Origin of the sequence: Nocardioides sp. URHA0032, from assembly GCF_000620645.1 — a bacterium.
Taxonomy (GTDB): Bacteria; Actinomycetota; Actinomycetes; order Propionibacteriales; family Nocardioidaceae; genus Nocardioides.
In genome coordinates this window covers 175437-193071 of the sequence record NZ_KK211159.1, presented here as the reverse complement: position 1 = coordinate 193071, position 17635 = coordinate 175437, and the positions used below count along the sequence as shown (strand labels likewise).

18 protein-coding genes and 2 tRNA genes are annotated in these 17635 nt (G+C 71.4%); 8 read left to right on the top strand and 12 right to left on the bottom strand.

Annotated elements, in window-relative coordinates; all coding sequences use genetic code 11:
- Positions 1-12 precede the first annotated feature (12 nt).
- From N538_RS0114635 to pknB, 3 genes are read left to right on the top strand one after another with little or no spacing between them, the layout of a single operon-like run.
- Positions 13-1485 (top strand): peptidoglycan D,D-transpeptidase FtsI family protein, encoded by a 1473-nt coding sequence (locus N538_RS0114635; RefSeq protein ID WP_028637903.1) that lies wholly within the window; start codon positions 13-15, stop codon positions 1483-1485.
- Complete coding sequence (locus tag N538_RS25580) at positions 1482-2816, top strand: serine/threonine-protein kinase (RefSeq protein ID WP_051549308.1); 1335 nt, start codon at positions 1482-1484, stop codon at positions 2814-2816. Before N538_RS0114635 ends, N538_RS25580 begins: the two co-directional genes overlap by 4 nt.
- The gene (gene pknB / locus N538_RS0114625) at positions 2813-4597 is read left to right on the top strand and encodes a Stk1 family PASTA domain-containing Ser/Thr kinase (protein ID WP_028637902.1); all 1785 of its coding nucleotides are present in this window, start codon (positions 2813-2815) and stop codon (positions 4595-4597) included. The genes N538_RS25580 and pknB overlap by 4 nt, the downstream gene beginning before the upstream one ends.
- Here the strand turns inward: pknB and N538_RS25575 are convergent.
- Positions 4557-5378 carry a DUF881 domain-containing protein gene (locus tag N538_RS25575; protein ID WP_051549307.1) on the bottom strand — a complete coding sequence of 274 codons (822 nt, stop codon included), beginning with the start codon at positions 5376-5378 and terminating at the stop codon, positions 4557-4559. The genes pknB and N538_RS25575 overlap by 41 nt on opposite strands.
- Positions 5379-5429: 51 nt before the next feature.
- Here N538_RS25575 and N538_RS0114615 point away from each other — a divergent pair, with 51 nt between their 5' ends.
- Entirely contained in the window at positions 5430-5888 is a 459-nt protein-coding gene (locus N538_RS0114615) for a cell division protein CrgA (protein ID WP_028637901.1), read from the top strand.
- A 368-nt stretch (positions 5889-6256) separates the two neighbouring features.
- Here the strand turns inward: N538_RS0114615 and N538_RS0114610 are convergent, their stop codons facing one another.
- The gene (locus N538_RS0114610; protein WP_028637900.1) at positions 6257-7186 is read right to left on the bottom strand and encodes a rhomboid family intramembrane serine protease; all 930 of its coding nucleotides are present in this window, start codon (positions 7184-7186) and stop codon (positions 6257-6259) included.
- A gap of 2 nt (positions 7187-7188) precedes the next feature.
- Positions 7189-7698, bottom strand: a complete 510-nt coding sequence (locus N538_RS0114605; protein WP_028637899.1) for a peptidylprolyl isomerase — start codon at positions 7696-7698, stop codon at positions 7189-7191.
- A 163-nt stretch (positions 7699-7861) separates the two neighbouring features.
- On the opposite strand from N538_RS0114605, the gene N538_RS0114600 reads away from it, so the two are divergent.
- A complete protein-coding gene (locus N538_RS0114600; protein WP_028637898.1) occupies positions 7862-8479 on the top strand; it encodes a hypothetical protein in 618 nt (205 codons plus the stop codon).
- Between the two features lie 12 nt (positions 8480-8491).
- On the opposite strand, the gene N538_RS0114595 is transcribed toward N538_RS0114600, so the two are convergent.
- The 4 genes from N538_RS0114595 to N538_RS0114580 are packed head-to-tail and all read right to left on the bottom strand — an operon-like array spanning position 8492 to position 11400.
- The gene (locus N538_RS0114595; protein ID WP_028637897.1) at positions 8492-9487 is read right to left on the bottom strand and encodes a 1-acyl-sn-glycerol-3-phosphate acyltransferase; all 996 of its coding nucleotides are present in this window, start codon (positions 9485-9487) and stop codon (positions 8492-8494) included.
- Positions 9484-10311, bottom strand: coding sequence for a patatin-like phospholipase family protein (locus N538_RS0114590; RefSeq protein WP_028637896.1), 828 nt, complete (start codon positions 10309-10311; stop codon positions 9484-9486). Before N538_RS0114590 ends, N538_RS0114595 begins: the two co-directional genes overlap by 4 nt.
- Entirely contained in the window at positions 10308-10652 is a 345-nt protein-coding gene (locus tag N538_RS0114585; protein WP_028637895.1) for a DUF3817 domain-containing protein, read from the bottom strand. The genes N538_RS0114590 and N538_RS0114585 overlap by 4 nt, the downstream gene beginning before the upstream one ends.
- 4 nt (positions 10653-10656) lie before the next feature.
- A complete protein-coding gene (locus N538_RS0114580; protein ID WP_028637894.1) occupies positions 10657-11400 on the bottom strand; it encodes an SURF1 family protein in 744 nt (247 codons plus the stop codon).
- Positions 11401-11474: 74 nt separating this feature from the next.
- Here N538_RS0114580 and N538_RS0114575 point away from each other — a divergent pair, with 74 nt between their 5' ends.
- The 3 genes from N538_RS0114575 to N538_RS0114565 are packed head-to-tail and all read left to right on the top strand — an operon-like array spanning position 11475 to position 13756.
- Positions 11475-12194 carry a FadR/GntR family transcriptional regulator gene (locus tag N538_RS0114575; RefSeq protein ID WP_028637893.1) on the top strand — a complete coding sequence of 240 codons (720 nt, stop codon included), beginning with the start codon at positions 11475-11477 and terminating at the stop codon, positions 12192-12194.
- Complete coding sequence (locus tag N538_RS0114570; RefSeq protein WP_028637892.1) at positions 12191-12940, top strand: sterol desaturase family protein; 750 nt, start codon at positions 12191-12193, stop codon at positions 12938-12940. The genes N538_RS0114575 and N538_RS0114570 overlap by 4 nt, the downstream gene beginning before the upstream one ends.
- Before the next feature lie 39 nt (positions 12941-12979).
- Positions 12980-13756 carry an MBL fold metallo-hydrolase gene (locus tag N538_RS0114565; RefSeq protein ID WP_028637891.1) on the top strand — a complete coding sequence of 259 codons (777 nt, stop codon included), beginning with the start codon at positions 12980-12982 and terminating at the stop codon, positions 13754-13756.
- Between the two features lie 75 nt (positions 13757-13831).
- Here N538_RS0114565 and N538_RS0114560 read toward each other — a convergent pair.
- The 5 genes from N538_RS0114560 to gyrA form a co-directional block, all read right to left on the bottom strand.
- Positions 13832-13907, bottom strand: a tRNA-Ala gene (locus N538_RS0114560).
- 28 nt (positions 13908-13935) lie between these two features.
- A complete protein-coding gene (locus tag N538_RS29345) occupies positions 13936-14061 on the bottom strand; it encodes a DLW-39 family protein (protein WP_231496229.1) in 126 nt (41 codons plus the stop codon).
- Between the two features lie 47 nt (positions 14062-14108).
- Positions 14109-14185: transfer RNA gene (locus tag N538_RS0114550), tRNA-Ile, on the bottom strand.
- Between the two features lie 139 nt (positions 14186-14324).
- Entirely contained in the window at positions 14325-14843 is a 519-nt protein-coding gene (locus N538_RS0114545; RefSeq protein ID WP_028637890.1) for a DUF3566 domain-containing protein, read from the bottom strand.
- A complete protein-coding gene (gene gyrA / locus N538_RS25570) occupies positions 14843-17500 on the bottom strand; it encodes a DNA gyrase subunit A (RefSeq protein ID WP_231496261.1) in 2658 nt (885 codons plus the stop codon). The genes N538_RS0114545 and gyrA overlap by 1 nt, the downstream gene beginning before the upstream one ends.
- Positions 17501-17635: the final 135 nt, after the last annotated feature.

Sequence of the window (17635 nt, the reverse complement as noted above, 5' to 3'; positions counted from 1 at the left end):
CGTGATGCCGCGATGAACAAGCCGATCCGCACCATCTCGATCTTCTGCCTCCTGCTGTTCCTGGCGCTGATGGTCAACGCGACCTACCTCCAGTACTGGAAGGCGGGCAAGCTCAACGACGACCCGCGCAACCGGCGGGTGCTGGTGGCGTCGTACTCCCGCGAGCGCGGGGCGATCCAGGTCGGCCGGAGCGCGGTCGCGCAGAGCAAGCCGTCCGACGACGAGTACAAGTTCCAGCGGTCCTACCCGAAGCCGCTGGAGTACGCCCCGATCACCGGCTGGTTCTCCTACTACAGCTCCACCGGCATCGAGCGCACCCAGAACGACGTGCTCTCCGGCGACGACTCGCGGCTGTTCGTCACCAAGCTGGTGGACCTGCTCAGCAACAACCCGCCGAAGGGCGGCAACGTGCTGCTCACGGTCGACCCGAAGGCGCAGGACGCGGCGTACAACGGGCTCAAGGGGCTCGGCCCGAACGTCCAGGGCGCCGTGGTCGCCCTCGAGCCGAACACCGGCAAGGTGCTGGCGATGGTCTCGCTGCCGACCTACGACCCCAACAAGCTCGCCTCGCACGACCTCACGCAGGTCACCCAGCAGTTCAAGACGCTGAACGCCGACCCGACCCAGCCGCTGCTGAACCGGGCCATCCAGACCCGGCTCCCCCCGGGCTCGACGTTCAAGGTCGTCACCGCGGCGGCGGCCATCGACAAGGGTCTGTACACCGCCGAGGACTCGGTGCCCGGCGGCGTGACCTACCAGCTCCCGCTGACGCACGGGCCCACCGGCCTGATCGACAACGAGGGCCGCTCCTGCGGCGCGAACGGCTCGAAGATCCCGTTCACGCAGGCGATGGAGCAGTCCTGCAACACCTCGTTCGCCCAGATCGCCGGGCAGGTCGGCGCCGACGACATGGCCAAGACCGCGGAGGGCTTCGGCTTCAACAGCCACTACTTCGACGACCTGACGCCGCAGGCCGAGTCGGTGTTCCCGACCGACATCGACGAGGCCCAGCTGGGACAGACCGGCTTCGGCCAGTTCGACGTCTCGGCCACGCCCCTGCAGATGGCGATGGTCGCCGCCGGGCTCGCGAACGGCGGCACCGTGATGCGGCCCTACCTCGTCGACGAGGAGCTCTCCGCCGACCTCGACGTGCTCGACAAGACCGACCCGCAGGAGCTCTCGAAGGCGGTGTCGTCGACGACGGCCAGCGAGGTCACCAAGCTGATGGTCTCGACGGTCCAGAACGGCACCGCGTCGCCGGCCGCGATCCCCGGCATCGACGTCGCCGGCAAGACCGGGACCGCCCAGACCGGGCAGACCGACAAGTCGCCGTACGCGTGGTTCATCTCCTTCGCACCCGCCGAGAACCCCCAGGTCGCGGTGGCCGTGATGATCCAGAACGCCGACATCCCCCGCGACGAGATCGCGGGCGGCCTGCTCGGCGGCCCGATCGCGAAGGCCGTGATGGAGGCGGTGATCAAGTGACGGAGACACCCGGCGCACCTCCGACGTACGCCGACGACGCCCGGCGGTACCGCCTCGACGCCCGGATCGCGACCGGCGGCATGGGCGAGGTGTGGCGCGCGACGGACACCAACCTGGGCCGCGAGGTGGCGGTCAAGGTCCTCAAGAACGAGTACGCCGACGACCCGTCGTTCCGGGCCCGCTTCGAGGTCGAGGCCCAGCACGCCGGCTCGTTGCACCACCCGAACATCGCCACGGTCTACGACTACGGATCGGGCGGCGGCCGGCCGTTCCTGGTGATGGAGCTGGTCGACGGGCAGCCGCTCTCCGCGGTGCTGCGCCCCGACACCCCGATGGACCCGGACGCCGTCCGCGAGCTGCTCACCCAGGCCGCCGACGGGCTGGGCGCGGCGCACGCCGCCGGGATCGTGCACCGCGACGTGAAGCCCGCGAACCTCCTCGTCACCCCGGACCGCCGGGTCAAGGTCACCGACTTCGGCATCGCGCGCGCGGCCGAGGGGCTGGGCCTGACGCAGACCGGCGAGGTGATGGGGACCCCGCAGTACCTCTCGCCCGAGCAGGCCCAGGGCCAGACCGCGACGCCGGCGTCCGACGTGTACTCCCTCGGCGTCGTCGCGTTCGAGTGCCTCGCGGGCCACCGGCCGTTCCAGGCCGACACCGCCGTGGCGACCGCCCTCGCGCACCTGCGGGAGCCGGTGCCGGAGCTGCCCGAGACGGTGCCGGGCGACCTGGCCGCCGTCGTACGCCGGTCGATGGCGAAGCTGCCCCAGGACCGGTTCGCCGACGGGGCGGCCTTCGCCGCCGCTCTCCGGGACCCGCACACCGCGGTCACCCAGGCGGCCGCCCCGCCACCCGCGAGCGAGACGATGGTGATGGCACCGGTCGTCCCCGGCCCGACCGCGGGGCACCTGCCCGAGGACGACGAGCGGGTGCGGCACCGGACCGCGCTCTGGCCGGTGCTCGCCGTCCTCGCCCTGGTGGTGGTCGTCATCCTGGCGGTCGTGCTCATCGCCCAGGCGATGGACGACGAGGCGCCCACCGACGAGCCCACGCACTCCCCGACCGCGTCGCACCCGAAGTCCGACACGACGCCCACCTCGGAGCCGACGACCACGTCGCCGACGCCGACCTCCACCCCCACACCCACCCCGACCCCATCGGACACGCCGACGCCCACGCCGACCGAGTCGGACACGCCCACGCCCACGCCTACGCCCACGCCGAGCGACACCTCGACCCCGTCGGACACCGCGACGACGTCCAGTGCGTCACCGGGGGCCGTCGAACCCTCCGCCACCTCGAGCAGTCAGGCAAAGGACACCCCTCGATGAGCAACCAAGAGCCGCACCTGATCGGTGGGCGCTACGAGCTCGGAGAGCTCCTGGGACGCGGCGGCATGGCCGAGGTGCGCAAGGGCACCGACACCCGGCTCGGTCGGGTCGTGGCGGTCAAGCGGCTGCGCACCGACCTGGCCAGCGACGCGACGTTCCAGGCGCGGTTCCGCCGCGAGGCGCAGTCCGCGGCCTCGTTGAACCACCCCGCGATCGTCGCGGTCTACGACACCGGCGAGGAGCCGGCGGCCGACGGGTCCGGCATCTCCCAGCCCTACATCGTGATGGAGTACGTCGCGGGTCGCACCCTGCGCGACATCCTCCGCGAGGGCCGCAAGATCCTGCCCGAGCGTGCCCTCGAGATCACCAGCGGCGTGCTGTCCGCGCTGGACTACAGCCACCGCGCCGGGATCATCCACCGCGACATCAAGCCCGGCAACGTGATGCTCACGCCGACCGGCGACGTGAAGGTGATGGACTTCGGCATCGCCCGCGCGATCAGCGACGCCTCGTCGACGATGACGCAGACCGCAGCCGTGGTCGGCACCGCGCAGTACCTCTCCCCCGAGCAGGCCCGGGGCGAGACCGTCGACTCGCGCTCCGACGTCTACTCCGCCGGCTGCCTGCTCTACGAGCTCCTCACCGGGCGGCCGCCGTTCGTCGGCGACAGCCCGGTCGCGGTCGCCTACCAGCACGTCCGCGAGCCCGCCGTGCCCCCGTCGGACCACGACACCGACCTCCCGCCCGAGATCGACGCGGTCGTGATGAAGGCCCTCGCGAAGCGGGTCGAGGACCGCTACCAGTCGGCCGCCGCCATGCGCAGCGACATCGAGCGCTACCTCGCCGGGCGGCCCGTGCAGGCACCGATCCCGCCGCCGGTGCCGCCGACCACGCCGTCCTACCCGACCGCGGCGACCGCCGTCGTCCCCGCCGCCGCGATCGACGAGGACGACGACAACCGCGGGCGCACGGGACTGCTGATCGCCCTCGGGCTGCTGCTCATCGTGCTGATCGCGGGCGCGGCATACCTGATGCCCCGGCTCTTCGAGTCGGCGCCGGAGCAGGTGCCGACGCCCAACGTGACGGGCAAGTCGGAGAACCAGGCGCGCTCCCTGATCGGCGACGCCGGGCTCGCGGTCGGCAACATCGACCGCGAGAACAGCGACACCGTCCCGGCCGGCAAGGTGATCAGCCAGGACCCGGACGCCGACGAGTACGTCGATCCGGACACCGCCGTCGACCTGGTGGTCTCGCTCGGGAAGCCCGAGGTGCAGGTGCCGTTCGTGGTGGACATGACCAAGGAGGAGGCGAAGGCGCACCTCGAGCAGGCGGGCCTGGTCGTCCGCCTCCAGGAGGAGGACTCCGACGAGGACGCCGGCATCGTGATCCGCACCGAGCCCTCGCAGGGCGAGACGGTGGCGAACGGCACGACGGTCACGGTCTTCTACTCCGACGGTCCGGAGCAGATCCCGGACGTCGTCGGGCTGATGCAGCCGGAGGCGAAGAACAAGATCCGCAACGCCGGCTTCCAGGTCGAGGTCATCGAGAACCCGAACACGACCGAACCGGCCGGCACGGTGCTCAGCCAGTCGCCTCGGGGCGGCCAGACCGCCGACCAGGGGACGACGGTGACGATCGTGGTGTCGAGCTTCGAGCCGTCGGAGTCGCCGTCCCCGAGCGAGACCCCGTCGTCACCGACCGAGAGCCCCAGCGTGCTGCTGCCGGGTGACGGGCACCGGGTCAGCCCGCCGTCCCACCATCGAGCGGTACGGCGAAACTGAGGTCCAGCAGCCCGTCGTACGCCGGCGCGCTGACGGTCGGCTCGAGCTGGAGGTCCCAGCCGACCGAGATCGCGGGGTCGGCGGCCTGCTCGCGGTAGGCCTGCAGGTAGGGGTCGTCCTCGATCGCCATCAGCAGCGACCCCTGGTCGCCGACCGCCTGGATCTCGTAGGGCTGCGGGTACGGCACGCCTTGCAGCTGGACGGCGTTGCCCTCGCACTTGATGCCGGTGGTCGACACGATCCGCTGGCCCTCGACCGTGACGGCGGTGGCACCACCCTTCCAGAGCGCGTTCACCACGGCCTGGATGTCCTGCTGGTGCACCAGCAGGAGGTTGACGTTGCCGGTGGTCGAGTTGATGACGTCCTCGGGCGCGTCCGAGAGGGTGACCGTGAGGCCCGGGCCGCTGCGCGGCTCGAGGCCGGCGGGGTCCTTGAGCTCGGTGACCCGCCGGTGGAGCCGGTTGACCTCGCGGTCGCTCATGCCGGCGCTCAGCGACTGCACCTGCGCGTCGAGGTCGGAGACCTGCCGCTTGAGCCCGTCGTACTGGTCGGACTCGTCCTTCACCAGCGACGCGAGGTCGGTGTAGCGCCCCGGGCGCAGGTCGGTGCCGTCGCTGTTCGCGGCGCTCACGACGAAGAGGCCGCCGCACAGCAGCACGACCACCGGCGTACCGATCCGCCAGACGCCCCGCGGACGGCGCGGCTGTGCGGGGATGAAGCGACGGCGCCGATGCCCGGAGTCCGCCGACTCCGGGGGCTGCACGTGGGATCCTCCGGTCACGACGACTAAGGTAACCCGGAGTCCTCGACCCACCATGATCCAGGAGCACCCGTGGCCAAGGCCAAGCTCGACCCCCTCGCCCCCGCCCGGGGCCCGATCCTCACGCCGCGCTTCGTGGTCGCCATCGTGCTGATGGTGCTGGGCGTCGCCTGGATCGCCTACTACTACATCGCGGTGCGCGTCGACCCGACCGCGTTCCCGGCGCCCGACCCGGGCAGCCCGACGTTCATGGCCGACCTCGGCAACTGGAACTACCTGATCGGCTTCGGCCTGCTGCTCGTCGGGCTCGCGCTCACCGCGCACCCCTCGACCCCGCTCGGCCGCGGCCGCGGCGTCGTGGTCGGGATGCTCGGGTGCTTCCTCGTCGGGCTGCTGTGGATCTGCACGTACTACGTGTTCAGCAACAACATCTCCGACATCCCGGTCTTCAACGACCTCGGGCAGAAGAACCTGGTCGTCGGCATCGGCTTCATGGCCGTCGGCTTCACCTTTGCCACCCGGTGGGAGTGAGCCCCGCCCTTCCGCCTCGTCGAACGCCGGTCACCCCTCGGGTGGCCGGCGTTCTGCACAGCTGGGGATATCCCTGTGCAGAACTACATGCGTGTAGTTCTCCACAGGACATTCCACAGCTGTGCACTTCCGGTGGTCTCGCTGCCCGGCGTACTGCCCGGGCACTTCGTGCGCTTGGCGGGCGTTGCAATGCCCCATAACCGACGGGATCCCCGGCTCACCGGGGATCCATCCCCGCCCTCAGCACGTGTGCACTTCCGGCGGTCTCGCTGCCCGGCGTACTGCCCAGGCACTTCGTACGCTTGGCGGGCGTTGCAATGCCCCATAACCGACGGGATCCCCGGCTCACCGGGGATCCATCCCGGCCCTCAGCTGAGCGCGGCGGTGCGCAGCACGATCGCCAGCACGGTCAGCGCGCCGACGGCGACCAGGCCGGACACCTGGAACGCGGTACGGCGGGGTCCGCGGGGGGCGTAGACCAGGATCCCGGCGATCACGATGCCCCCGGCGAAGCCGCCGAGGTGGCCCTGCCAGGAGATGCCGCTGACGCTGATCGTCAGGAAGAAGTTGATGCCGATCCAGACGAGGATGCCCTGCACGTTCGCACGCAGCTTCAGCGCGACGACGAGCAGCGCGCCCATCAGGCCGAAGATCGCGCCAGAGGCCCCGACCGTCGCCTGGTACTCCGGAGCCGCCCAGTAGACCAGCGCGGACCCCGCCAGTCCGGAGAGCAGGTACAGCGCGAGGAACCGCGCGCGGCCGATCACCATCTCGAGCTGGGGGCCGAGGATGTAGAGGGCGAACATGTTGAACGCGATGTGCAGCAGGGCGACGTGGGTGAACGTGCTGGTGAGCAGCTGCCAGTAGGCGCCGTCCGACACCCCCGGGGCCCAGGTGGCACCGTGGGCCGTGCAGGTGGCCTCGTCGGCACGGACGCTCATCAGCCCGTTCCCGAGGTCGCAGTAGCCCCTGGCGCGCAGCTCGAACAGGCGCAGCAGCCGGCTCGCGCTGCCGCCGGTCGCGACGATCGCCAGCCAGACGGCGGCGTTGATGCCGATCAGGACGAACGACGTGATGGCGGCGTTCGTGGGCCGCAGCCCGCCGAAGGCGGTGCGGCCGGCCCGGGTCGCGCGCTTGCCCTCGGCGACGCACTCGGGGCACTGGAAGCCGACCGAGGCGTCCCGCATGCAGTCCGGGCAGATCGACCGGTTGCAGCGCTGGCAGCGGATGTGTGACTCCCGGCCGGGGTGCCGGTAGCAGGTCGGCACCCCGGTCTCGGGGGTCGGCGGCTGGGCCAAGGTCAGCCGCGGACGATCTGGACGGACTCGATGACGACCGGCTCGGCCGGCCGGTCGCCCGGACCGGTCGGGGTCGTCGCGATCGCGTCCACGACGTCGCGCGAGGCCTGGTCGGCGACCTCTCCGAAGATGGTGTGCTTGAAGTTCAGCCACGGGGTGGCGCCCACGGTGACGAAGAACTGCGAGCCGTTGGTGCCCGGGCCGGCGTTCGCCATGGCCAGCAGGTACGGCTTGTCGAAGGTCAGCTCCGGGTGGGGCTCGTCCTTGAACGTGTAGCCGGGGCCGCCGGTGCCGGTGCCCAGCGGGCAGCCGCCCTGGATCATGAAGCCCGAGATCACCCGGTGGAAGGTGAGGCCGTCGTAGAACGGTCCGGTGCTGCCGTTGCCGGCGTCGTACGGCTTGGTGCCCTCGGCGAGACCGGTGAAGTTCGCGACGGTCTCGGGGGCGTGGTCGGGGAACAGGTTCAGCGTGATGTCGCCCCGGTTGGTCTTGAGAACGGCCTGGTCAGCCATGAGTGCCTCTCGCATCTGGTGGGTACACCCTGGGCGTACCTCGGGCAATGTGCGTCCCTGATCCTCGCACGGCCGGCCAAGCGGACCACGTGGTGGCCGGACGGCGGTTGGCTCCCGGGTGTCATGATCGAATGACAAGACACGACGAGAGGAAGTGCCGACGATGGGTTCGCGCAAGAACAAGTCCCTCCTCGACCAGGCGACCGACACCGTCTCCCAGTACGCCGAGCAGGTGAAGCCGCAGCTGGAGTCCGCTGTCGCCACCGCCAAGGAGAAGGCGGGCCCGGCGCTCGCCGACGCGAAGGCCAAGGCCGGCCCGGCGCTCGCCGACGCCAAGGCCAAGGCCGCGCCCGTGATCGCGGACGCCCGCGCGAAGGCCGCACCGGTCGTGGCGTCAGGAGCGGCGATCGCCGCGGAGAAGATCGCCGCCGGCGCGAGCATCGCCGCCGAGAAGGCGGCCGCCGGCGCCCAGGCCGCCGCCGAGAAGGTCGACGCCGTTGCCACGACCAAGGAGAAGAAGGGCGGCAAGCTGAAGAAGCTGCTCATCTTCACCGGCATCGCCGCCGCCGCTGCGTTCCTCGTCAAGAAGCTGCAGGGCAGGGGCCAGAGCGACAACTGGCAGTCGTCGTACACGCCGACGCCCGCGCCGCGCCCGGCGCCGGAGAAGGACACCGGCGGTGCGTCGCCCGACGAGGCGATCGCCGACTCGGCCGAGGCGCCGCACCCGGTGACCACGCCGGACGACCCGGCCGACGTCGTGGACGTCGACGACCAGAAGTAGCGCGAGCGAGGGCTAGGGGCGGTTCTCGGCGATCCAGTCGTCGATCCGCTCCCACCACCCGAACAGCCACTCGATCCGCGCGTCGCGGCCGGCCGGGATCTCGGCCCGCGGCACCTGCCACCAGCGCATCACGACGCGCTTGTCCATCGGCAGCTCGCGCCAGATGTCGCCGACCGTGACGAGGTGGTCGAGGCCGGTGTGCGCGACGAGCACGACGTCCGCCTCCGGCGCGGCGTCCAGCGCCGCGAGGAGGCCGCCGGGCCGCGGTGGGAGCACGTGGACCATCCGCTCGGCCCGCTGGGCCATCCGCTCGAGGCCCAGACGGCGGAGCCGGTCGATCGCCTTCTGGCGGCGGCGCGGGGTGAAGTTGCCGCCCTCGGGGAAGATCACGAACGCGTCGTTCCCGTCCAGACCGGTGGCCAGCGAGGCGATCTGGTCCTCGAGCCGGTCGCCGTGACCCGGGTCGGGGGTGATGAAGCGGGCGGGGATCCGGTTCAGCAGGACGTCGATGGCCGGGTCCCAGGCGAGGGTGTCCTTGAGGACGACGCGGGGCTCGCGGTCGTACCACGCCATCAGCGTGTGGATCAGCACGAACGAGTCACCGGGCCCGGCGTGCCGGCAGCAGACCAGGATCGGGCGCCCGGGGTACGCCGCGGGCGTCGGGCCCTCGGTCTCGATGCTCAGCCGGAGCACCCGCCGGGCCTCGCGGAAGAACACCCACATCGTGCCCTGCACCAGGTCGTAGTGGATGCCCTCGAAGTACGGCGTGCGCAGCCGCCAGCCGAAACCCGACGCGATCCACAGCCCGAGCATCACCGGCAGCAGCAGCGCCTCACAGGTGAGGTAGACGATCGCGACCCACATGATGCGCAGCGGGCGCAGCCGCCCGGGCAGGACGGGCGAGAGCGCTGCCGCGCCGATCGCCCACAACGGCAGCGTCACCCACAGCAGCACGGTGAGCCCGACGACCAGCGGCGCGATCACCAGCCGTCGCAGGGCCCACCTCATGTGTGCTGGTCCAGGTACGCGACGGAGGCGGCGTACGTCTCGTCGATCCGCTGCTGGACGCCGGAGAAGTCCCTGCTCCCCATGAGGCTGTCGTCCTTGCCCGAGGTCCCGCGGGCCGGCAGCACGTGCGCCTCCACGCTCGCGGGCAGCTCCTCGAGCTCGCGGTTGAAGCGGTGCCGGCGGGCGATCTCGAACGACACCCGCGCCACCTCCCACGGCCGGCGTGGCACGGTCAGCGGACGGTCGATGCGGCCGACCTGGAGCACGAACACCCGCGTCGCACCGAGCTGGACCGCGCGGCCGAGCGGGATGGAGTTCACGATGCCGCCGTCGAGGTAGTGCTCGCCGTCGACCCGCGCGGGCGGCAGCAGTCCGGGTACGGCGGCGCTCGCGACGACCGCCGGCACCACCGGCCCGCTGTCGAACCAGTGCTCCGCCGCCCGCTCGATGCTGGCCGCGCAGACCTGGAACCGCACCGGCAGCTCCTCGAACGTGATCCCGCCGAACTCGTCGTCGAGCGCCTGGCGCAGCGGCTTGGAGGACCAGAGGTGGGTGCCGGTGGCCATCGCCCGCCGGACGGTGCGCAGCGCGGAGTCGCCGTACACCTGCGGGCCCTGTGCCTGGCCGACGCCCTGCCAGAGCGCGGTCAGCTTGTCGATCACCGAGATCCGGGGCTCGCGGGCGACCATCGCGCCGTTGAGCGCACCGACGCTGGTGCCGAGTACCACGTCGGGGGTGACCCCGCGCTCGAGCAGGGCGCGGAGCATGCCGACCTCGACGGCGCCGAGGACGCCACCGCCGCCGAGGACGAACGCCGTGGTCACACAGCCGAGGGTGTCACGAGCTCCGGGTGCTCGGCACGCACCTTGAGGTTGACCTGGTGCTCCATCCAGAAGATCAGCAGCGGGATCAGGCCGGCGGCGAGGTTGAGCAGGGTGAAGACGATCGACCACCGCAGCTTGCGGGAGAGCAGGAACGTGACCACGACGTACGCCATGAACACCCAGCCGTGCGCGATCCACAGCAGGCTCAGGGTCTCGCCGAGCTGCTGCAGGTTCGAGCCCTGGGTGGGCAGGTAGCGCAGCGGCAGCGCCACGAACGAGCAGAACGCGAGCAGAACGCCGACGATGAACGCGAGCACGCGGTAGGTCTGGAACAGCTTCACGGACTCAGCCTACGGGGACGTCCCCGGAGTCCTCCTCGCGCTCCTTCTCGGGGGTCTCGGTCACCCAGCGCCACCAGATGAACACCGCGAACGCGCCGAAGAACCACCACTCGATCGCGTAGAGCAGGTTGCGGATGCTGGTCAGTGCGCCCACGTCGGGCAGCTGCTCCAGGCTGGCCGCGTCGAGGCCGCGCTCCGGCTCCTCGGCCACGCCATACGCGCCGTAGAGGTCCTGGTCGACGTGCTGGATGATGTCGGCGATCCGGAGCTGGGGCAGCACGTCGTCGCTCGGGTCGTCGTCGGCCTGGCCGGTGCCCTCGGGCGGCTGGAGCCACGCGCGGAGCGCGGTCGTGCCGGTCGGCGGCGCCGGGGCGTCGTCAGGGTGCGCGACCCAGCCGCGCACGACCGGGAGCGCCGGCGCGTCCGGTCCGCCGACGGCGAGCGGGGTGACGACCCAGTACCCCTCGACGCCGTCGCGCTCGCGCCCGGAGACGTAGACGGTGCCGTCGGGGACCCAGGTCCCGGAGACCGTCACCGGCTGGCCGACCCGGTCCCCCGGGAACGGGTCGTCCGGGCCGAGCACCCGGTCGAGCGGGAGTGGCTCGGCGCTGGTCAGGTCCGCGGCCTGCGCGTCGCGGTGCGCCTGCCACGCGCCGTACTGCCACAGGCCGAGCGCCACCGCGGCGGCGACCAGGACGAGGGCCAGCAGGTGCGCGCCCCAGTACCGCGGGGCGAGCTTGCTGGACACGCCGCCAGCCTACGGGCTCCACCATCTGGTCAGACCACTTGACCACCTCATCGACCCTGCCTACCGTCCGGGACATGCCACTCCAGCCGGTGACCCGCCGCTCCGTGCCCGACGAGGTCTTCGACCAGGTCCTCTCCGAGGTCGTCGACGGCGGGATCGCCGCCGGTGATCCGCTGCCCAGCGAGCGCCGCCTTGCGGAGGTGCTCGGCGTCTCCCGGCCAGCGGTCCGCGAGGCGCTGCAGCGGCTGGCTCAGACCCGGCTGCTCGACGTCCGGCACGGCGGCGCGACCACGGTCCGCGACTTCCGGCGGTACGCCGGACTCGACCTGCTGCCCCGGCTGCTCGTGCGGGGCGGCGACCTGGACACCGCGGTGGTCCGCAGCGTGCTCGAGGCGCGGCTCGTCGTCGGGCCCGGGGTCGCGGCGCTGGCCGCCGGGCGCGGCGGACCGGCGCTCGAGGCCACCCTCACCGAGACCCTCGACGCGCTGGCCGCGACCGACGACGACATCGAGCGGCAGCTCCGGGCGCTGGCCTTCTGGGACCACGTGGTCGACGCCGCCGACTCGCTCGTGTTCCGCCTGATGTTCAACAGCCTGCGGGCGGCCTACGAGCCCGCCCTCGAGGCGCTGGCCCCGGTGATGGCCGAGGAGGTCGGCCAGGTCGGCGCCTACCGGGTCCTGACGGCTGCGATCGGCGCCGGCGACCCCGACACCGCGCGGGTCGCGGCCGACCGGGTGCTCCGGCCGGCCACCACCAGCATCCTGTCCGCCCTCTCCGCGCTGGAGGAGTCATGACCGAGAGACACGACCCGGTGTCGCCGGCCGAGATCGAGATGCTCGCGGCCGAGCGGCTGGCGGCCGACGAGCAGCGCATCACCGGCTCCCGGCGTACCAACGTCTCGCTGGGTACGGCGTGGGGCTCGTTCTGGCGGGCGCCGAGCCCCTGGCTGATCGGGACCTTCCTCCTCGCCGCGGTCGTCGGCCGCGTCCTCGCGGGCGCCGGCTCCTGGTGGGAGGTGCTCGTCCCGGCCGGGCTCGTCGCGCTGTTCCCGGCGATCGAGTGGGTCATCCACGTCTGCATCCTGCACTGGCGCCCCCGCCGGCTCGGGCCGGTCCAGGTCGACTCGCTCCTCGCGCGCAAGCACCGCGCCCACCACGCCGACCCGCGCGACCTCCCGCTGGTGTTCATCCCGTGGCCCGTCCTGGCCTGGCTGCTCCCGGCGTACGTCGTCGTCGCCTGGCTGGCCATGCCCACCAGGACCAGCATGCTCACCCTGCTGGTCGCGGTCTACGGCATCAAGCTCGGCTACGAGTGGACCCACTACCTGGTGCACGGCGACTACCGGCCGCGGTCCCGCTGGTTCCGGTCGGTGTGGCGCAACCACCGGCTGCACCACTACAAGAACGAGCACTACTGGTTCACCGTCACCACGGCCGGTACGGCGGACCGCCTGTTCGGCACCTACCCCGACCCGGCGTCGGTGACGACCTCCCCCACGGTGCGCGACCTGCACGCCCGGGAGGGCGCTCCTTCCTCGTGACCGTCAGCGTCCCGGGTCCGAGGCGGGCAGGATGCAGCCATGACGATCCGGCACCTCAACTGCGCGAGCATGAACCCGCTCGCTGCGACACGCATGGTCGCGCACTGCCTGCTGGTGGAGCGGCCCGAGGGCCTGCTGCTCGTCGACACCGGCTTCGGCGCCGCCGACTGTGCCGACCCGAAGCGGCTCGGCCGACCGTTCCGCGCCCTGGTCCGCCCGGTGCTCGACCCCGCCGAGACGGCTGTGGCCCAGGTCCGGGCGCTGGGCCACGACCCCGCCGACGTCACCGACATCGCCCTGACCCACCTCGACCTCGACCACGTCGGCGGGCTCGCCGACTTCCCGGCGGCGCGGGTGCACGTGTTCGCCGACGAGCTGGACGCCGCGCTGCATCCGACCCTGCGCGAGAAGGGCCGCTACCTCGACGTGCAGCGGGCGCACGGGCCGCGCTGGGTCACCCACGACGTCCCGGGTGACGAGTGGTTCGGCTTCGGCTCCGTCACCGCGCTCGCCGACGACGTGCTCCTCATCCCGCTCCAGGGCCACACCCGCGGGCACTGCGGCGTCGCCGTACGCCGGCCCGACGGTGGATGGCTGCTGCACGCCGGCGACTCGTACTTCCACGCCTCCGAGAAGCAGTCCGAGCCGGCCGCGCCGTACTCGCTGCGGGCCTTCCAGGTCCTGATGGGCGTCGACAACAAACGCCGGGTCGCGAACCAGGAGCGCCTCCGCGAGCTCCAGCGGTCGCACTCCGACGAGGTCACGGTCTTCTGCGCCCACGACGCGTCGGAGCTCGCGGTCTTTGCCGTCGAGTGACGCGAACTGGTCGTGAATCGGGCCGCTGAGCAGCCAATTGGCGTCGCTCGACGGGAGATCAGCCGGCCACGGGAGTGGTGGAGCCTAGGGGACTCGAACCCCTAACCCCCTGCTTGCAAAGCAGGTGCGCTACCAATTGCGCCAAGGCCCCGTGCGGGGCCAGGCCCCAGGGACGAGCGTCAGGAGCGCTCGACCGGGTCGGTCGCCTCGGCCCAGAGCGCCTGCTCCTTCTTGCCTTCGTCCAGCTTCCGCTTGACGACGACGGCGCCGCCGACGAGGAGCAGGAGGAACAGGATCTTCTTCATGGTGGCTCCCTCGTGGCGGGCGGGATGACTGCCGAACTGGGCCGGGATGGTGGGCCTAACAGGACTTGAACCTGTGACCTCTTCCTTATCAGGGAAGCGCTCTAACCGTCTGAGCTATAGGCCCTCGAACCGAGGGGGAACACTACCCGACCGCGCAGGACGGGGACAAAACGGGAGGGTTGTCGGGGGAAACCCGCTCGACACGCCGATGCGGACCGGCGTGTCGCGCGGGTTTCTCCGGTCAGCCGGAGAAACCCGCCGCCTCAGTGCTCGTCCTCGGCGAGCGTCAGCTCGACGCCGCCGAGCAGCGCGGCGGCCATGTTGTAGAGGAACGCGCCGAGGGTGGCGATCGCGGTGATCAGGATGACGTCGACGACGCTCACCAGGATGGTGAAGCCCATGACCCGGGACATGCCGACGTACTTCTCGACGTCCCAGCCGGCGGCGTCCTGGCCACCGACCACGTCCTGCACGGTCTGGTTGATCGAGTCCCAGACGCCGGCGGCCGCGAGGACCGACCAGATGATGAACACCGACACCACGGTGACCACGGCGAACGCGATCGCCAGCAGGAACGACGTCTTCATCACCGACCACGGGTCGATCCGGGTCAGCCGCAGCCGCGCACGCCGCGGCGGGCGCCGGCCCGGCGCGGCCTTCTTCGCGGCCCTGGTCGACTCCGGCTGGGCGTTGGCGCGGTGCTCGTCGGCGGCGTTCGACAGCTTGGCCGAGATCCGTTCGCCGAGGGGGGCGCGCACGGCGGTCTCCTGGCGGTCGGTCATCAGGCCTCACTCTCGCCGTCGGGGTCGGCACCGTCGGGCTCGGTCACGTCGATTGTTGCATCCGTACCCTCATCCGACGATTCCACCGCGTCACCGGTTGCCTCGTCGACCAGCTCGTCGGCCAGCTCGTCCTCCGGCTCGTCGGCCAGCTCGTCGTCCTCGCGGGCCTCGACGGAACGGGCCACGACCGCGACCGAGTCGCCGGACTTCGGCGTCACGAACTTCACGCCCTGCGTGGACCGTCCCGTCGGGCGGAAGTCGGCGTTGATCGGGCTGCGCACGACCTGGCCGTTCTGGGTGATCGAGAGGATCTCGTCGCCCTCCTCCACGATGAAGCCGCCGACCAGCTGGCCGCGCTCCTCGTTCGTGAGGGTCATCGCCTTGATCCCGAGGCCACCGCGGTTCGTGGTGCGGTACTCCGAGATCCGGGTCCGCTTGGCGTAGCCACCGTCGGTGATCGTGAAGACGTACTGCTCCTTCACGCCCGGCAGGTCGCCGGCCTCGGTGGACTCACCGGCCGCCTCGGCCTTCGCCTCCGCGGCCTCCTCGGCCGCGACCTGCTCGGCCCGGATCACCGACATCGACAGGACCGAGTCCTCGGCGGTGCGGAACTTCATGCCGGTGACGCCGGACGTCGCGCGCCCCATCGGACGCAGCTGGCTGTCCTCGGCCTTGAAGCGGATCGCCGAGCCCTTGCGGGACACCAGCAGGATGTCGTCCTCGGCGTTCACGAGCTCGGCGCCGATCAGCTCGTCGTCGTCCTCGCGGAAGTTGATCGCGATGACACCGGCCTGCCGCGGGCTGTTGTAGTCCCCCAGCCGGGTCTTCTTCACCAGCCCGTTGCGGGTGGCCAGGACGAGGTACGGCGCCTGGTCGTAGTCGCGGATCGCCAGCACCTGGGCGATGTTCTCGTCCGGCTGGAACGACAGCAGGCCGGCGACGTGCCCGCCCTTGGCGTCGCGCGACGCCTCCGGGAGGTTGTACGCCTTGGTGCGGTAGACCCGGCCGGCCGTCGTGAAGAACAGCAGCCAGTGGTGGTTGGTGGTCGCGATGAAGTGCTCGACGACGTCGTCGCCGCGCAGCGTCGCGCCACGGACGCCCTTGCCGCCGCGCTTCTGGGTGCGGTACTGGTCCGCGCGGGTGCGCTTGGCGTACCCGCCGCGGGTGATGGAGACGACCAGGTCCTCGTCCGGGATCAGGTCCTCCATGGAGAGGTCCCCGTCGGCCGCGATGATCTGGGTGCGCCGCTCGTTGCCGTACTTCTCGACGATCTCGGTGAGCTCGTCGGAGACGATCTGCCGCTGGCGGGCGACGTTGGCCAGGATGTCCTGGAGGTCGGCGATGATGACCTCGAGCTCGGCGAGCCGGTCGACGATCTTCTGCCGCTCGAGGGCCGCGAGCCGGCGCAGCTGCATGTCGAGGATCGCGTTGGCCTGGAGCTCGTCGATGTCGAGCAGCTCGATCAGCCCCTGCCGGGCGTCGTCGACCTCCGGGGAGCTGCGGATCAGGGAGATGACCTCGTCGAGCATGTCGAGCGCCTTGACCAGGCCGCGCCAGATGTGGGCGTCGGCCTCGGCCTTGCGCAGCCGGAACTCGGTACGGCGGCGGATCACGTCGATCTGGTGGGTGACCCAGTTGCTGATGAACTGGTCGATCGACAGCGTCCGCGGCACGCCGTCGACGAGCGCGAGCATGTTGGCGCTGAAGTTCGTCTGCAGCTCGGTGTGCTTGAGCAGGTTGTTCAGGACCACGCGGGCGACGGCGTCGCGCTTGAGCACGACCACGAGCCGCTGGCCGGTCCGGTCGGAGGTGTCGTCGCGGACGTCGGAGATGCCCTGCACCTTGCCGGAGTCGGCGAGCTCGGCGATCTTCAGCGCCAGGTTGTCCGGGTTGACCATGTACGGCAGCTCGGTGACGACCAGGCAGGTGCGGCCCCGGGCGTCCTCGTCCACCTCGATCACCGCGCGCTGCGTGATCGAGCCGCGGCCGGTCCGGTAGGCCTGCTCGATGCCCTGGTGGCCGACGATGAGCGCGCCGTTCGGGAAGTCGGGGCCCTTGATCCGCTCGAGCAGCGCCTCCTGCAGCTCCTCACGGGTGGCGTCGGGGTGCTCCAGCGCCCAGCGGGCGCCGTCCGCGACCTCGCCGAGGTTGTGCGGCGGGATGCTGGTGGCCATGCCGACCGCGATGCCGGCCGAGCCGTTGACCAGCAGGTTGGGGAACCGGGCGGGGAGTACGACGGGCTCCTCGGAGCGGCCGTCGTAGTTGGGCTGGAAGTCGACGGTCTCCTCGTCGATGTCGCGGACCATCTCCATGGCCAGCGGCGCCATCCGGCACTCGGTGTACCGCATCGCGGCCGCGGAGTCGTTGCCCGGCGAGCCGAAGTTGCCCTGGCCGTTGACCAGCGGTGCGCGCATCACCCACGGCTGCGCGAGCCGGACCAGGGTGTCGTAGATCGCGGTGTCGCCGTGCGGGTGGTACTGACCCATCACGTCACCGACGACGCGCGAGCACTTCGAGAAGCCCCGGTCGGGCCGGTAGCCGCCGTCGTACATCGCGTAGAGCACCCGGCGGTGCACCGGCTTGAGGCCGTCCCGGACGTCGGGCAGCGCGCGGCCCACGATGACCGCCATCGCGTAGTCGATGTAGGCGCGCTGCATCGAGGTCTGCAGCTCGACGGGCTCGATCCGGCCGCCCGGGCCGCCGCCGTCAGACGGGGGAGTGGTGCCGCCGTCGGTGGGGGTCTCAGTCAAGGTTCTTGCTCTCTCTGGTCGTTTCTACCGGAATCTAGGGAT

Bases quoted from the DNA above. Each gene is read 5' to 3' on its own strand.
- N538_RS0114605 (WP_028637899.1), bottom strand. From the start codon at position 7,698: ATGGCTGACCAGGCCGTTCTCAAGACCAACCGGGGCGACATCACGCTG.
- N538_RS0114600 (WP_028637898.1), top strand. From the start codon at position 7,862: ATGGGTTCGCGCAAGAACAAGTCCCTCCTCGACCAGGCGACCGACACC.
- N538_RS0114565 (WP_028637891.1), top strand. From the start codon at position 12,980: ATGACGATCCGGCACCTCAACTGCGCGAGCATGAACCCGCTCGCTGCG.
- N538_RS0114575 (WP_028637893.1), top strand. From the start codon at position 11,475: ATGCCACTCCAGCCGGTGACCCGCCGCTCCGTGCCCGACGAGGTCTTC.
- N538_RS29345 (WP_231496229.1), bottom strand. From the start codon at position 14,061: ATGAAGAAGATCCTGTTCCTCCTGCTCCTCGTCGGCGGCGCCGTCGTC.
- gyrA (WP_231496261.1), bottom strand. From the start codon at position 17,500: ATGCAGCGCGCCTACATCGACTACGCGATGGCGGTCATCGTGGGCCGC.
- N538_RS0114595 (WP_028637897.1), bottom strand. From the start codon at position 9,487: ATGAGGTGGGCCCTGCGACGGCTGGTGATCGCGCCGCTGGTCGTCGGG.
- N538_RS0114635 (WP_028637903.1), top strand. From the start codon at position 13: ATGAACAAGCCGATCCGCACCATCTCGATCTTCTGCCTCCTGCTGTTC.
- N538_RS0114545 (WP_028637890.1), bottom strand. From the start codon at position 14,843: ATGACCGACCGCCAGGAGACCGCCGTGCGCGCCCCCCTCGGCGAACGG.
- pknB (WP_028637902.1), top strand. From the start codon at position 2,813: ATGAGCAACCAAGAGCCGCACCTGATCGGTGGGCGCTACGAGCTCGGA.
- N538_RS0114570 (WP_028637892.1), top strand. From the start codon at position 12,191: ATGACCGAGAGACACGACCCGGTGTCGCCGGCCGAGATCGAGATGCTC.